The organism is Streptomyces sp. NRRL WC-3626 (assembly GCF_000718785.1).
Taxonomy (GTDB): domain Bacteria; phylum Actinomycetota; class Actinomycetes; order Streptomycetales; family Streptomycetaceae; genus Streptomyces; species Streptomyces edwardsiae.
Map to the genome: position 1 here is coordinate 143,174 of NZ_JOCA01000018.1, position 14,730 is coordinate 157,903.

At 70.0% G+C, this 14,730-nt stretch carries 14 protein-coding genes; 4 read left to right on the forward strand and 10 right to left on the reverse strand.

What is annotated here, in order from left to right; genetic code table 11:
• Positions 1 to 2: 2 nt before the first annotated feature.
• From IF28_RS0125240 to IF28_RS0125265, 6 genes are read right to left on the reverse strand one after another with little or no spacing between them, the layout of a single operon-like run.
• On the reverse strand, positions 3 to 1,259 hold the full coding sequence (locus IF28_RS0125240; protein ID WP_030224569.1) for a cysteine desulfurase: 1,257 nt from the start codon (positions 1,257 to 1,259) through the stop codon (positions 3 to 5).
• Entirely contained in the window at positions 1,256 to 2,020 is a 765-nt protein-coding gene (gene sufC, locus IF28_RS0125245; protein WP_030224572.1) for a Fe-S cluster assembly ATPase SufC, read from the reverse strand. Before sufC ends, IF28_RS0125240 begins: the two co-directional genes overlap by 4 nt.
• A 7-nt stretch (positions 2,021 to 2,027) precedes the next feature.
• Positions 2,028 to 2,345 (reverse strand): non-heme iron oxygenase ferredoxin subunit, encoded by a 318-nt coding sequence (locus IF28_RS0125250; protein WP_030224574.1) that lies wholly within the window; start codon positions 2,343 to 2,345, stop codon positions 2,028 to 2,030.
• Positions 2,342 to 3,526 (reverse strand): Fe-S cluster assembly protein SufD, encoded by a 1,185-nt coding sequence (gene sufD / locus IF28_RS0125255; RefSeq protein WP_030224577.1) that lies wholly within the window; start codon positions 3,524 to 3,526, stop codon positions 2,342 to 2,344. Before sufD ends, IF28_RS0125250 begins: the two co-directional genes overlap by 4 nt.
• A 58-nt stretch (positions 3,527 to 3,584) precedes the next feature.
• Entirely contained in the window at positions 3,585 to 5,006 is a 1,422-nt protein-coding gene (gene sufB, locus IF28_RS0125260) for a Fe-S cluster assembly protein SufB (RefSeq protein ID WP_030224579.1), read from the reverse strand.
• Positions 5,003 to 5,716: a helix-turn-helix transcriptional regulator gene (locus IF28_RS0125265; protein WP_030224582.1), complete on the reverse strand. Its 714-nt coding sequence runs from the start codon at positions 5,714 to 5,716 to the stop codon at positions 5,003 to 5,005. The genes sufB and IF28_RS0125265 overlap by 4 nt, the downstream gene beginning before the upstream one ends.
• A 245-nt stretch (positions 5,717 to 5,961) precedes the next feature.
• Here IF28_RS0125265 and IF28_RS0125270 point away from each other — a divergent pair, with 245 nt between their 5' ends.
• The 3 genes from IF28_RS0125270 (at position 5,962) to IF28_RS0125285 (ending at position 8,849) form a co-directional block, all read left to right on the forward strand.
• Positions 5,962 to 6,885, forward strand: coding sequence for an ABC transporter ATP-binding protein (locus IF28_RS0125270; protein ID WP_030224585.1), 924 nt, complete (start codon positions 5,962 to 5,964; stop codon positions 6,883 to 6,885).
• Positions 6,886 to 7,027: 142 nt separating this feature from the next.
• Entirely contained in the window at positions 7,028 to 7,744 is a 717-nt protein-coding gene (locus IF28_RS0125280; protein ID WP_078621408.1) for an ABC transporter permease, read from the forward strand.
• Between the two features lie 91 nt (positions 7,745 to 7,835).
• Positions 7,836 to 8,849 (forward strand): COX15/CtaA family protein, encoded by a 1,014-nt coding sequence (locus IF28_RS0125285; RefSeq protein ID WP_078621398.1) that lies wholly within the window; start codon positions 7,836 to 7,838, stop codon positions 8,847 to 8,849.
• 46 nt (positions 8,850 to 8,895) lie between these two features.
• On the opposite strand, the gene IF28_RS0125290 is transcribed toward IF28_RS0125285, so the two are convergent.
• The 4 genes from IF28_RS0125290 to IF28_RS0125305 all read right to left on the reverse strand — a co-directional run bounded on the left by IF28_RS0125290 (position 8,896) and on the right by IF28_RS0125305 (position 12,291).
• Positions 8,896 to 9,693 (reverse strand): nucleotidyltransferase domain-containing protein, encoded by a 798-nt coding sequence (locus tag IF28_RS0125290; protein ID WP_078621400.1) that lies wholly within the window; start codon positions 9,691 to 9,693, stop codon positions 8,896 to 8,898.
• Between the two features lie 18 nt (positions 9,694 to 9,711).
• Positions 9,712 to 10,809 (reverse strand): amidohydrolase family protein, encoded by a 1,098-nt coding sequence (locus tag IF28_RS0125295; protein WP_030224595.1) that lies wholly within the window; start codon positions 10,807 to 10,809, stop codon positions 9,712 to 9,714.
• A 92-nt stretch (positions 10,810 to 10,901) separates the two neighbouring features.
• A complete protein-coding gene (locus IF28_RS0125300) occupies positions 10,902 to 11,234 on the reverse strand; it encodes a hypothetical protein (RefSeq protein WP_030224597.1) in 333 nt (110 codons plus the stop codon).
• Positions 11,235 to 11,337: 103 nt separating this feature from the next.
• Positions 11,338 to 12,291 (reverse strand): heme o synthase, encoded by a 954-nt coding sequence (locus IF28_RS0125305; protein ID WP_030224600.1) that lies wholly within the window; start codon positions 12,289 to 12,291, stop codon positions 11,338 to 11,340.
• Positions 12,292 to 12,631: 340 nt separating this feature from the next.
• On the opposite strand from IF28_RS0125305, the gene tkt reads away from it, so the two are divergent.
• Positions 12,632 to 14,719 (forward strand): transketolase, encoded by a 2,088-nt coding sequence (gene tkt / locus IF28_RS0125310; protein ID WP_030224602.1) that lies wholly within the window; start codon positions 12,632 to 12,634, stop codon positions 14,717 to 14,719.
• The last annotated feature ends 11 nt before the right edge of the window (positions 14,720 to 14,730 follow it).

Genomic DNA, 14,730 nt, shown 5'->3' on the forward strand with positions numbered 1-14,730 from the left:
CCTCATCCGAAGAAGTTCCGTACGTGCTCCAGACCGTCGACGAGTGCGTCGACCTCGGCCGTCGTGGAGTACAGATAGAACGACGCCCGGGTGGTCGCAGGAATTCCGTACCGCAGGCAGACCGGGCGGGCGCAGTGATGCCCCACGCGTACCGCGATGCCCTGCTCGTCGAGGACCTGGCCCACGTCGTGGGGGTGGATGTCGCCCAGGGTGAAGGAGATCGCGGCGCCGCGGTCCTCGGCCGTGGCGGGGCCGATGATGCGCAGGTCCGGGACCTCGGCCAGGCGCTTGACCGCGTACTCGGTGATGGCGTGCTCATGGGCGAGGATCTTGTCCATGCCGATGGCCGACAGGTAGTCGATCGCCGCGCCGAGACCGACCGCCTGGGCGATCGGCGGCGTACCCGCCTCGAACTTGTGCGGAGCCGGGGCGTACGTCGACGAGCTCATCGACACGGTCTCGATCATCTCGCCGCCGCCGAGGAACGGGGGCAGGTCCTCCAGCAGTTCCTGGCGGCCCCAGAGGACGCCTATGCCGGTCGGGCCGCACATCTTGTGACCGGTGAAGGCCACGAAGTCGGCCTGGAGGGCCTGGACGTCCATCGGCATGTGCGGGGCGGCCTGGGAGGCGTCGATGCAGACGAGCGCGCCGACCTCCTGGGCGCGGCGCACGATGGCCTCGACCGGGTTGACCGTGCCCAGGATGTTGGAGACCAGCACGAAGGAGACGATCTTCGTCTTCTCGGTGATGATCTCGTCGATGTTGGAGAGGTCGAGCCGGCCGTCGTCGGTCAGCCCGAACCACTTCAGCTTCGCGCCGGTGCGCTGCGCGAGCAGCTGCCACGGCACGATGTTGGAGTGGTGCTCCATCTCCGTGATGACGATCTCGGTCTCGTGGTCCACCCGGTAGGGCTCGTCGGCCCAGCCGAGCATGTTGGCCACGAGGTTGAGCGACTCGGAGGCGTTCTTGGTGAAGATCACCTCGTCGCGCGAGGGCGCGTTGATGAACTCCGCGACCTTGTCGCGCGCACCCTCGTACAGCGCCGTGGCCTCCTCGGCGAGGACGTGCACGCCGCGGTGGACGTTGGCGTTGTGCTGCTCGTAGTACTCGGCGAGCACGTCGAGCACCTGGCGGGGCGTCTGCGAGGTCGCCGCGTTGTCCAGGTACACGAGCTTCTTGCCGTCGTGGAGCACCCGGTCCAGGATCGGGAAGTCCTTGCGGAGCGCCTCTGCGTCGAGGAGGCCCGGCAGCTGTGTCACTCGGATGCGCCACCCTTCGTGTATGCCTCGTAGCCCTCGGCCTCCAGCTTGTCGGCGAGCTCGGCACCGCCGGACTCGGCGATCCGCCCGGCCGCGAAGACGTGGACGTAGTCGGGCTTGATGTAGCGCAGGATGCGCGTGTAGTGCGTGATCAGCAGCGTGCCGACCTCGCCGGACTCGCGGACGCGGTTGACGCCCTCGGAGACGACGCGCAGGGCGTCGACGTCGAGGCCGGAGTCGGTCTCGTCGAGGATCGCGACCTTCGGCTTGAGCAGCTCGAGCTGAAGGATCTCGTGGCGCTTCTTCTCACCGCCGGAGAAGCCCTCGTTGACGTTGCGCTCGGCGAAGGAGGGGTCGATGGAGAGCCGCTCCATGGCCTCCTTGACCTCCTTGACCCAGGTGCGCAGCTTGGGGGCCTCGCCGCGGATGGCGGTGGCGGAGGTGCGCAGGAAGTTGGAGACGGAGACGCCGGGGACCTCGACCGGGTACTGCATGGCGAGGAAGAGGCCGGCGCGGGCGCGCTCGTCGACGGACATCTCGAGGACGTCCTCGCCGTCGAGGGTGACGGTGCCGCCGGTGATCGTGTACTTGGGGTGACCCGCGAGGGAGTAGGCGAGGGTCGACTTGCCGGAGCCGTTGGGGCCCATGATGGCGTGCGTCTCGCCCTGCTTCACGGTCAGGTCGACGCCCTTGAGGATCTCCTTCGTGGCGTTGTCGGCCTCGACGGTGACGTGCAGGTCTCGGATTTCAAGCGTTGCCATGGGTGCCTCAGGACTCCTGGGTGAGGGAGACGAGCACGTCGTCCCCTTCGATCTTTACGGGGTATACGGGGACGGGGCGCGTCGCCGGAAGGGCGTCGGGCTTGCCGGAACGAAGGTCGAAACGCGAGCCGTGCAGCCAGCACTCGATGTGGCAGTCGTCCACCTCGCCCTCCGCGAGGGAGACGTTCGCGTGCGAGCAGATGTCGTTGATCGCGAACACCTCGCCCCCGGTGAGCACGACGGAGACCGGCGTGCCGTCGAGTTCCACCCGCTTCGGGGTGTCCTCCTCCAGCTCGCTGAGCCCACAGGCGCGTACGAAGGTCATGCGACCGCCGCCTCCAGCTCCTCCTCGATCTTGCCGATCAGGCGCTCCTCGATGTCCGGGACGCCGATCTGCTGGACGAGTTCGGCGAAGAAGCCGCGGACCACCAGACGGCGGGCGTCCTGCTCGGCGATGCCGCGGGCCATCAGGTAGAAGAGCTGCTCGTCGTCGAAGCGGCCGGTCGCGGAGGCGTGGCCGGCACCGACGATCTCGCCGGTCTCGATCTCCAGGTTGGGCACGGAGTCGACGCGGGCGCCGTCGGTGAGCACCAGGTTGCGGTTCATCTCGTAGGTGTCGGTGCCCTCGGCCTTGGCCTCGATGAGCACGTCACCGATCCACACGGCGTGCGCGGCCTCGCCCTGGAGCGCGCCCTTGTAGGCCACGTTGGACTTGCAGTGCGGGACGTTGTGGTCGACGAGGAGGCGGTGCTCCTGGTGCTGGCCGGCGTCGGTGAAGTACAGACCGAACAGCTCGGCCTCGCCGCCGGGGCCCGCGTAGGCGACGCGCGGGTGCAGGCGGACCACGTCGCCGCCGAAGGTGACGACGACCGACTTGAAGGAGGCGTCGCGGCCGACGAGGGTGTTGTGCTGGCCCACGTGGACGGCCTTGTCGTCCCAGTCCTGGACGGAGACGACGGTCAGCTTGGCGCCGTCGCCGAGCAGGTACTCGACGTTGGCGGCGAGCACCGCGTCGCCGGTGTGGTCGATGACCACGACGGCTTCGGCGAAGGCGCCGAGCTCGATCACCTGGTGACCGTAGGCGGTGCCGCCCTCGCCGTGCACCGCGATGCGGATGGGCTCGGTGAGGACGGTCTCCTTCGGCACGGTCACGACCGAGGCCTGCTCGAAGGCGGAGTACGCCTGGGCGGCGACACGGTCCACCGGGGTGCCGGCACGGCCGAGCCGGGCGTCGTCGCGGCCGACGGTCTCGACGCTGACGCCCTCGGGCGCCTCGACGGTGACCTTGACGCCGCCGCCGTTGGCGGTGGCGGTGCCGTCGTGCAGGCCGCGCAGCCGCTCCAGCGGGGTGAACCGCCACTCCTCCTCGCGGCCGTGGGGGACGGGGAAGTCCGCCACGTCGAAGGACGGGGGCGCGCTCATACGGGTCGCGACGGTCGACTCGGCGGCGACCGCGATCGAGCCCGCGGTGGTGGAACCCACGGGGATGTTCTGAGCCTCAGCCATGGCTGTCGTAGTGCTCGCTTTCCTTTGCGTAAGGGGCTTGACGGAACGGCGTGGTGCTTTAGCCGACCGCGCCTTCCATCTGCAGCTCGATCAGCCGGTTGAGCTCGAGCGCGTACTCCATCGGCAGTTCCTTGGCGATCGGCTCGACGAAGCCGCGCACGATCATCGCCATCGCCTCGAACTCACTCAGACCACGGCTCATCAGGTAGAAGAGCTGGTCCTCGGAGACCTTGGAGACGGTCGCCTCGTGGCCCATGGACACGTCGTCCTCGCGGACGTCCACGTAGGGGTAGGTGTCCGAGCGGGAGATGGTGTCGACGAGCAGCGCGTCGCAGAGCACGTTGGACTTGGCGCCCGGGGCGCCCTCGCCGATCTCGATCAGACCGCGGTAGGACGTACGGCCGCCACCGCGCGCCACCGACTTGGAGACGATGTTGGACGAGGTGTTGGGGGCCATGTGGACCATCTTGGCGCCCGCGTCCTGGTGCTGGCCCTCGCCGGCGAAGGCGATGGACAGGGTCTCGCCCTTGGCGTGCTCGCCCATCAGGTAGACGGCCGGGTACTTCATCGTCACCTTGGAGCCGATGTTGCCGTCGACCCACTCCATGGTCGCGCCCTCGTAGGCCACGGCGCGCTTGGTGACCAGGTTGTAGACGTTGTTCGACCAGTTCTGGATGGTCGTGTAGCGGCAGCGGGCGTTCTTCTTGACGATGATCTCGACGACCGCGGAGTGCAGCGAGTCCGACTTGTAGATCGGGGCGGTGCAGCCCTCGACGTAGTGCACGTAGGCACCCTCGTCGACGATGATCAGGGTCCGCTCGAACTGGCCCATGTTCTCGGTGTTGATCCGGAAGTAGGCCTGGAGCGGGATCTCGACGTGCACGCCCGGCGGGACGTAGATGAAGGAGCCGCCGGACCACACGGCGCTGTTCAGCGACGCGAACTTGTTGTCACCGACGGGGATGACGGTCCCGAAGTACTCCTTGAAGAGCTCCGGGTGCTCCTTCAGCGCGGTGTCGGTGTCGAGGAAGATGACGCCCTGCTCCTCCAGGTCCTCGCGGATCTGGTGGTAGACGACCTCCGACTCGTACTGGGCGGCGACACCGGCGACGAGGCGGTTCTTCTCGGCCTCGGGGATGCCCAGCCTGTCGTAGGTGTTCTTGATGTCCTCGGGCAGGTCCTCCCAGGACTCCGCCTGCTTCTCCGTGGAGCGCACGAAGTACTTGATGTTGTCGAAGTCGATGCCGGAGAGGTCGGAGCCCCAGTTCGGCATGGGCTTCTTCTCGAACAGGCGCAGGCCCTTGAGGCGGAGCTTGGTCATCCACTCCGGCTCGTCCTTCTTCGCGGAGATGTCCCGGACGACGTCCTCGTTCAGGCCGCGGCGCGCCGACGCACCGGCCTCGTCACGGTCGGCCCAGCCGTATTCGTAGTTGCCCAGACCCTCCAGCTCGGGGTGGGCAGTCTCCGTGGGGAGAGTCATGCGGGGTTCCTCCCGGACGTGCTTGCGGATGCTTGGTGGGAAATCTTGGGGATGAACGTCGTACAGACGCCGTCGCCGTGCGCGATGGTGGCCAGTCGCTGCACATGCGTACCGAGAAGCTCGGCGAAAAATTCCGTCTCGGCCTCGCACAGCTGCGGAAACTGTTCGGCGGCGTGGGCCACCGGGCAGTGGTGCTGGCAGAGCTGCTCACCGACCGGCGCGTGACGCGCCGTCGCAGCGTACCCGTCGGCGGTGAGGGCCTTGGCCAGGGCTTCGGCCCGGTCCTCGGGGGCCGCGGCCTCGACCGCCTCGCGGTACGCGTCCGCGTGGGCGGCGATCCTGGCACGAGCGAAGGCCGCGATCGCGTCGTCACCGCCCCCCTGCTCACCGATCCACCTGAGGGCGTCCACGGCCAGCTTGTCGTACGACTGGTCGAAGGCGTCCCGCCCGCAGTCGGTCAGGGCGAACACCTTGGCCGGGCGCCCGCGCGTGCGCGCGCCGTAGACCCGCCGCTCGCGGGCCTCCACGACATTGTCGGCGGCCAGGGCGTCCAGGTGCCGGCGCACGGCCGCCTGGGTGAGGCCGAGCCGCTCGGCGAGCTCGGCGACGGTCGACGGGCCGTGGTCCAGGACGGAGCGGGCGACACGGTTGCGGGTGGACCGCTCACCGGTAGCCAGTTCCTCGTGGGAAGCCTCGCCAACGTTTTTCACAACGCCATTGTTGCGTAATTCATCTGGGCCGGGCAAGCCGCGCCCGAACGGCCCAGAGGTGCGCTGCATCACTTAGGTAAACCTAATTGACCTGCGGAAACGATCTTTGATCGATCAAACCGATGGCGCCCCGCGGCCCTCGCCGGACCGCCCGTACCCCCTCCGACCGGCCCACTTTCCCCGTGGGAAGGAGTTTGGTCACCCGGCGCCCCGGCCCCCGGTCCGCGTCCCTAGACTCGTGACCCATGCATAGTGAGCCCGTGGTCCAGGTGCAGGGCCTGGTGAAGCGGTACGGCACGAAGACCGCGGTGGACGGCCTCGACCTGGAGGCCCAGCGCGGCGTGACCGCCGTGCTCGGCCCCAACGGGGCGGGCAAGACGACCACGGTCGAGACCTGCGAGGGGTACCGGCGGCCGGATTCCGGCACGGTGCGCGTCCTGGGCCTCGACCCGGTCAGGCAGTCGGCGGCCCTGCGGCCCCGTCTCGGGGTGATGCTCCAGTCCGGCGGCGTCTACTCCGGCGCGCGGGCCGACGAGATGCTCCGGCACGTGGCGAAGCTGCACGCGCATCCGCTGGACGTGGACGCGCTGATCGAGCGTCTCGGTCTGGGCTCCTGCGGCCGTACGTCGTACCGGCGGCTCTCCGGGGGCCAGCAGCAGCGGCTCGCGCTGGCGATGGCCGTGGTGGGACGCCCGGAGCTGGTGTTCCTCGACGAGCCGACCGCCGGTCTCGACCCGCAGGCCCGCCACGCCACCTGGGACCTGGTCCGGGATCTGCGCGCGGACGGCGTCTCCGTGATCCTCACCACCCACTACATGGACGAGGCCGAACAGCTCGCCGACGACGTGGCGATCATCGACACCGGCCGGGTCATCGCCCAGGGCACCCCCGAGGAGCTGTGCAAGGGCGGCGCCGAGAACACGCTCCGCTTCTCGGGACGCCCGGGACTGGACATGGCCTCCCTGCTGAAGGCCCTGCCCCCCGACTCCTCGGGCGCCGAGGTGACCCCGGGCTCGTACCGGGTCACGGGCACGATCGACCCCCAGCTGCTGGCCACGGTGACGTCCTGGTGCGCGCAGCACGGAGTGATGCCGGACCGGATCTCGGTGGAACGGCACACGCTCGAAGACGTCTTTCTCGAACTGACCGGCAAGGAGCTGCGTTCATGATTCCGGCCCAGACGGAGACCGGCCGGGGGTCCGGGGGTCGCCCCCCGGAAAGACACAGCCTCGAACTGACCGGCAAGGAGCTGCGTTCGTGACGGCCACCGGCGCCTACACCCCGAAGCCGGGGGCCGCCCCCCTGACCCGCATGATCGCGGCGCAGGCCGTGCTCGAGACGAAGATGCTGCTGCGCAACGGCGAGCAGCTGCTGCTGACGGTGATCATCCCCACGCTGCTGCTGGTGCTCTTCAGCACCGTGGACGTGGTGGACACCGGTGAGGGCGAGACGGTGGACTTCCTCGCCCCCGGCATCCTCGCGCTCGCGGTGATGTCGACGGCGTTCACCGGGCAGGCCATCGCGACGGGCTTCGAGCGCCGGTACGGCGTGCTGAAGCGGCTCGCCTCCTCGCCGCTGCCCCGCTGGGGCCTGATGACGGCGAAGACGCTGTCGGTGCTGGTCACCGAGGTGCTCCAGGTGATCCTGGTGGCGGTGATCGCCCTCGCGCTGGGCTGGTCCCCGCAGGGTGACCCGGTGTCGGTGTTCCTGCTCCTGCTGCTGGGCACCGCCGCCTTCTCCGGCCTCGGCCTGCTGATGGCCGGCACCCTCAAGGCGGAGGCGACGCTCGCCGCCGCGAACCTGGTGTTCCTGCTGCTGCTCGTGGGCGGCGGGGTGGTCGTACCCCTGGACAAGTTCCCGCCGGCGGCGCAGGACGTCCTCGGCCTCCTCCCGATCTCGGCCCTGTCCGAGGGTCTGCGGGACGTCCTGCAACACGGCACGGGAGTCCCGTGGGGCGACCTGGGGATCCTGACGGCGTGGGCGGTGGCGGGACTGGCGGCGGCGGGCAGATTCTTCCGCTGGGAGTGAGAACCTCCTCCGCCCCGCTCCCGCCCGGCCGACACGGACCCCGTCACCCAAGGCGCACCCTCGTGAACGCGTGCACAAGCGGCCCCCTACGATGGGGTACGTGCCAAACGTGACCCGCGCCGACGCCCGTACGGCCCTGCGCAACCCCCTCGCCTTCATCGCCGCACGCTGGACCCCGGACCCCCGGACCGTCCGCCGCGCGGCCCTCGCCGCACTCGTCATGGCGGTGGTCATCGTGGTCACCGGCGGCGCCGTACGCCTCACCGGCTCCGGCCTCGGCTGCCCCACCTGGCCCAAGTGCACCGACGACTCGCTCACCACCACCTCCGAGATGGGCCTGCACGGTGTCATCGAGTTCGGCAACCGCCTGCTCACGTACGTGCTGTGCGCCGCCGTCGGCTGGGCGATCATCGCCGCGCGCTCCGAGAAGCCGTACCGGCGCAGCCTCACCCTGCTGGGCTGGACCCAGTTCTGGGTCGTCATGGGCAACGCGATCCTCGGTGGCGTCGTGGTCCTCGTCGGCCTGAACCCGTACACGGTCGCGGCACACTTCCTGCTGTCCACGGCGCTGATCGCGGTCGCCACGGTGATGTGGCAGCGCACGCGTGAGGGCGACGGGGAGCCCCGCCCGCTGGTCGGCAGGGCCGTGCAGCAGCTGGTGTGGTTCATGGTCGCCGCCTCGGTCCTGCTGATCGCGGTCGGCACGGTGGTCACCGGTGCGGGTCCGCACGCGGGCGACTCCAGCGAGGTGCCGCGGATGCCGCTGGACTGGGAGACGGTCAGCAAGCTGCACGCCGTGCTCGCGTGGATCGTGGTGACGCTGACGTTCGCGCTGTGGTTCGTCCTGAAGGCGGTCGACGCGCCCGCCGGGCCGCCGGCCCGTACCCGCGAACTGTTCCTGATCCTGCTCGCGCAGGGTGCGATCGGCTACGTCCAGTACTTCACCGATCTCCCCGAGGTCCTGGTCGGCCTGCACATGTTCGGCTCGTGCGTGATGTGGATCTGGGTGGTCCGGGTCCTCCTGTCACTGCGCGAACGCCCCGCCGGCCCGTCGGCCGAGTCGGCCCCCGGCTCGGAGCCCCGTCTGGAGCCCGCGTCCGGCTGAACGGGCTCGCGTCGCCTCCGCCGGCCTTCCACCCCGTCCGGCAGAGTCAGCCCCTTTGGCCTTTGAGGAGCGGGGTCCGGGGCGGGGCCCCGGTCTCGGCGGGGGCGCACCCGGCAGCCGCCACCAGCGCGTCGATCGCCGGCCCCAGGTAGCCGCGGGTCAGCCGGGCCCGGCGCGCGATCCACTCCTCGGTGGGCGGTACGGGATCGTCGTAGCGCCGCCGCCCGATGTCCTCCACGACCTCTTCGGGCGCGCCGAGGCCGGGCAGTACGTCGAGCGCCTCCCGCTTGGAGATCAGCCGGCCCTCGCGCAGTGTGACGGTGGCGCGGGCGAAGGTCAGCAGGCCCAGGTCGACCCATACGTCCCGTGTCCAGTTGGCGGCCCGGTCCACCTCCCGCCGCCAGTAGTCACGCTGGTCGCGCACCACGAACGCGGCGAGTTCCTCCTCCGGCACCGGCGGCAGGACGTCCGCGGGCGGCACCCCGTACAGGACCCGGCCGAAGGTGTGCAGCTCGGCGCGGGTGACCGGGGTGACCGGCCGTTCGAACAGCCGCCCGTGCGCCCAGGTGAGGTGGCGCCGCCCGGCGTCCGCCGCGGTCTTCGGTGTCGAATACGAGCAGTGCAGCCGGTCGGCGAGAGGCTCGTTCCGCAGCCGTGCGTGCAGCAGCGCGAGGCGCCACACCGTCCGGGGCGCGATGGGGTGGTCCAGGACCGCGATCAGATCCAGGTCGCTGCGGCCCTCCTGGTAGTCCCCGCCGGCCAGGGAGCCGTGCGCCCACACGGCGACGGGGGCGAGCGGCGCCAGGCCGTTGAGGAAGCTGTCGAGCAACGCGTCGGTCCGCATCCGCCCAGTCTTCACAACTCAGTCCAGGCTGTACACCCGGCCGGCGTTCCCCGAGGCGATCAGTCCCGCCACCCGCTGCGCGTCGTCCAGCGACCACGCGCCCTCGGCCACCCATGTGCCCAGCACCCGCCCCAGCGCCTCGCGGAACAACTGCGCCCCGACCACATGCAGCTCCGGCAGCCCCTGCGCCCCGCTGGAGAAGAGGATCTTGCCGAACGGGGCGAGTTCCAGAAGCTCCGCCAGGACCGTCGCCGCCCGGGCACCCGTGCGGACCAGGGCGGCCCCGCAGTCCGCGTACACGTGCGGAAAGACGCCCGCGAGATGCGCGGCATGCCGGTGGTACGGATACCCGTGCAGCAGTACGAGGTCGGTGCCCAGACCCGCGGTGGCCCGCACGAAGTCGATCAGCAGCACGGGATCGGTACGCGGCCCCGGCGCCGCAAGCCCGGCGTGCAACTGGAGCGGCCGCCCCGAGGCGACGGCGATCCACAGCAGATGCCGTAACAGCACGGGATCGCTCAGCGCTTCCCCGACCCGCCGCGCCCCCAGCCACCGCCCCGCCGCCCCCCGCACCTCCCCCGGCCCGGGCGGCTCGGGCGCGAGGGCGAGGCCGTGCCGGACCCCGGCGACCGAGGTGAACGCGACGGCGTGCGCGGCCGCGGCGTGCACCGACTCGGCGAGGTTGGCGAGGAAGCACTCGACGGTGCCGGAGGTGTCGGCGACCTGCTCGGCGAGCTGTTCCAGACGGACGATCTCATGGGCGTCGGCGTCCCCGGCCACGCCCAGCTCGGTCGGTCCGGTGAGATCACCGGGCAGCCCCGTGTCGACGAGATAGGCCGTGATCCCGCTGCCCCTCAGCAGCCGCCGCCCGGCCTCGACCACGCCCAGTTCCCGGCGCCGGGCGAGATAGCTGGCGGGCGGGCAGTGCGGCTCCAGGCCGAGCAGGGGCGGGCACCAGCGGCGTACGGCGAAGCCGGTCTGGGTGTCGAAGAGGGTGGTGCCGGGGGCGGGCGGGCCCTCGGTGGGGGTGAGCTGGGCCTCGAACGTGCCCAGGCCCAGCTCGGTGCGGAGCACTCCGTGGCAGTACTGGTCCACGAGTGAGGGTGTTTCGATCATCCGGGCTCCCCGTGATGGACCGTGGCCGTCACAGTCCTAACGGGTGAACCCCGGAAGAGGTCGCGCGCCTGCCGGGTACCGGCCGGTTTCACTCAGTCCTTGGAGGACCCGCCGACCTGGATTCCCGCCATGCGGCTCCACTCGTACGGCCCGGTCCTCACCTTCGCCGCGAACTCGCCGTCGAAGGTCTCGTGGCGGGTGATGCCCGCCTTCTCGACGGCCTTCTCGGCGATCTCCATCGACGGGGCGAACACGTCCCCCCAGTCGCCGTCCTCGCCGACGAGGACGATACGGGCGCCGCGCTGCCCGAGGTACGCGATCTGTCCCTCGGCGCCGCCGTGAGCCGTGGCGAAGCCGGTGATCTGCCGGGCGAGCCGGGCCGCCTTCTGCTCGGCCTTCGGGTCCACTTGCTGCGTGTCTGCCATGACCAGGATGCTACCGACGGGTAGATCGAACGGCGACGGGCGGGGTCCGTGGCCTTGACCACGTACCCCGCCCGGTCGGCGGAAAAGAGCGGGCAGGGAGCGGTTACCGCAGGAACGGGTCCACCGCGACGGCCACGAAGAGCAGCGACACATAGGTGATGGACCAGTGGAACAGCCGCATCTCCTTGAGCTTGCCGCCCGTCACCTCGGCCTTCGCGCGGTTCAGCAGCGCGTGCGCCTCCCACAGCCACCAGCCGCCCGCCGCGAGGGCCACCGCCGTGTAGAACCAGCCGGTGTAGCCCAGCGGGGTGAGCAGCAGCGACACCGCGACCATGACCCAGCTGTAGATCACGATCTGCTGGGCGACCGCCTTGTTGGAGGCGATGACCGGCAGCATCGGCACGCCCACGCGCGCGTAGTCCTCCTTGACCTTCATGGACAGCGGCCAGTAGTGCGGCGGCGTCCAGAAGAAGATGACGAGGAAGAGGATGACCGGCGCCCACGCCATCGAGTTGGTGACCGCGGACCAGCCGATCAGCACCGGCATGCAGCCGGCGATGCCGCCCCAGACGATGTTCTGCGACGTACGCCGTTTGAGGATCATCGTGTAGACGACGACGTAGAAGAGGAGTGCGCCGAGGGAGAGCCACGCGGACAGCCAGTTGACGGTCAGCCCGAAGAGCAGCGTCGAGACGACCGCGAGGGAGATGCCGAAGGCGAGGCACTCGCGCGGGCTGACCATGCCGGTCACCAGCGGACGCTGGGCGGTGCGGTCCATCAGCGCGTCGATGTCGCGGTCGATGTACATGTTGAGCGCGTTGGCGCCCCCCGCCGACAGGTAGCCGCCGAGACAGGTCAGCAGCACCAGCGTCAGGTCGGGCACCCCCTGCTGCGCCAGGAACATCACCGGGACGGTGGTGATGAGGAGCAGTTCGATGATCCGCGGCTTGGTGAGCGCCACGAAGGCCATCACACGCGCCCCGAACGGCCGACGGGCAGTGCTCTGACTGGTCCCCAGCACCCCGGCTGGACGGGATTCAACGGCCGTCACGTACACCCCTACAGAGACATCCCAGCAAGCCTCCCCAGGTGAAGCGGGGGTAAGGGCTCGCGCGTACCACGCCACTGTAGACGTTGCCCAGACCCGGACATTCGCGGGGGTCCGCTCGTGTTGGCCGGCAGCCTCCGAGGTGCGGTTCGAAGCTCGATTGAGCACCCGGATGAGCGGCTCCGTATTCATCTGCCGAATGCGGAAACTTCCCAGCCAGGAGGCGGATCGACGGGAGTGCCCGCACTCTGGAATGACTCGGAAAAACGCACGTTATAGAGGGGTAGGCTCGACCTCGCCGGTGGGCCGTCACCGGCATCCGACATGTGGAGAGGAGCCCTGACTCAGGGTGAGCACAAAGCCGACCACCACAGACCTCGAGTGGACCGAGTTGGATCAGCGGGCCGTCGACACCGCCCGCGTCCTGGCCGCCGATGCCGTACAGAAGGTCGGTAACGGCCATCCGGGTACGGCGATGAGTTTGGCGCCTGCCGCCTACACCCTCTTCCAGAAGGTGATGCGGCACGACCCGGCGGACGCCGACTGGGTCGGGCGGGACCGTTTCGTCCTGTCCGCCGGGCATTCGTCCCTGACCCTGTACACCCAGCTCTACCTCGCCGGTTTCGGCCTGGAGCTGGACGACCTGAAGGCGTTCCGCACCTGGGGCTCGAAGACGCCGGGCCACCCGGAGTACGGGCACACCACGGGCGTCGAGACGACGACCGGCCCGCTGGGCCAGGGTGTCGCCAACGCCGTGGGCATGGCGATGGCCGCGCGCTACGAGCGCGGTCTGTTCGACCCGGAGGCCGCCGAGGGCGAGTCGCCGTTCGACCACTTCGTGTACTGCATCGCCGGTGACGGCTGCCTCCAGGAGGGCATCTCCGCCGAGGCGTCCTCGATGGCCGGCCACCAGAAGCTGGGCAACCTGGTCCTGCTGTGGGACGACAACCACATCTCGATCGAGGGCGACACCGAGACGGCCGTCTCGGAGGACACCGTCAAGCGGTACGAGGCGTACGGCTGGCACGTCCAGCGGGTCGCCCCGAAGCCGGACGGCGACCTGGACCCGAACGCGCTCTACGACGCGATCGAGGAGGCCAGGAAGGTCACCGACCGGCCGTCGTTCATCGCGATGCGTTCGATCATCGCCTGGCCCGCGCCGAACGCGCAGAACACGGAGGCCGCGCACGGCTCGGCGCTCGGCGACGACGAGGTGGCGGCCACCAAGCGGGTCCTCGGCTTCGACCCGGAGCAGTCCTTCGAGGTCACCGACGAGGTCATCGGCCACACCCGCAAGGCGCTGGAGCGGGGCCAGGCGGCCCGCGCGGTGTGGGAGAAGTCCTACCAGCAGTGGCGGGACAACAACCCGGAGCGCGCCGCCGAGTACGACCGGATCGCCGCGGGTGACCTGCCGGAGGGCTGGCAGGAGTCGATCCCGGTGTTCGAGCCGGGCAAGGGCGTCGCCACACGTGCCGCGTCCGGCAAGGTGCTCCAGTCGCTCGGCGCGGTCGTCCCTGAGCTGTGGGGCGGCTCGGCCGACCTGGCGGGCTCCAACAACACGACGATCGACAAGACGTCGTCGTTCCTCCCGGCGGACAACCCGCTGCCGGAGGCGGACCCGTACGGGCGCACGATCCACTTCGGTATCCGTGAGCACGCGATGGCCGCGGAGATGAACGGCATCGCGCTGCACGGCAACACGCGCATCTACGGCGGCACCTTCCTGGTGTTCTCCGACTACATGCGCAACGCGGTGCGCCTGTCGGCGCTGATGCACCTGCCGGTGACGTACGTGTGGACGCACGACTCCGTCGGTCTCGGCGAGGACGGCCCGACGCACCAGCCGGTCGAGCACCTGGCCGCGCTGCGCGCCATCCCGGGTCTGAACGTGGTCCGCCCGGCGGACGCCAACGAGACCGCGATCGCCTGGCGGGAGATCCTCACCCGCTGGACGAAGGAGTTCGGCAAGGGCGCCCCGCACGGTCTGGCGCTGACCCGCCAGGGCGTGCCGACGTACGAGCCGAACGAGGACGCGGCGAAGGGCGGCTATGTGCTGTTCGACGCCGAGGGCGGCGACGCCCAGGTCGTTCTCATCGCGACCGGTTCCGAGGTGCACGTCGCCGTGGAGGCGCGCGAGCGGCTGCAGGCCGACGGTGTGCCCACGCGTGTGGTGTCGATGCCGTCCGTGGAGTGGTTCGAGGAGCAGGACCAGGGGTACCGGGACAGCGTCCTGCCGCCGGCCGTCAAGGCGCGCGTGGCCGTCGAGGCCGGTATCGGTCTCACGTGGCACAAGTACGTCGGGGACGCCGGCCGGATCGTGTCCCTGGAGCACTTCGGTGCCTCCGCCGACGGCAAGGTGCTGTTCGAGAAGTTCGGCTTCACCGCCGAGAACGTGGCCGCGCAGGCCCGGGAATCACTCGCCGCAGCCCAGCGCTGACGCTTATATAC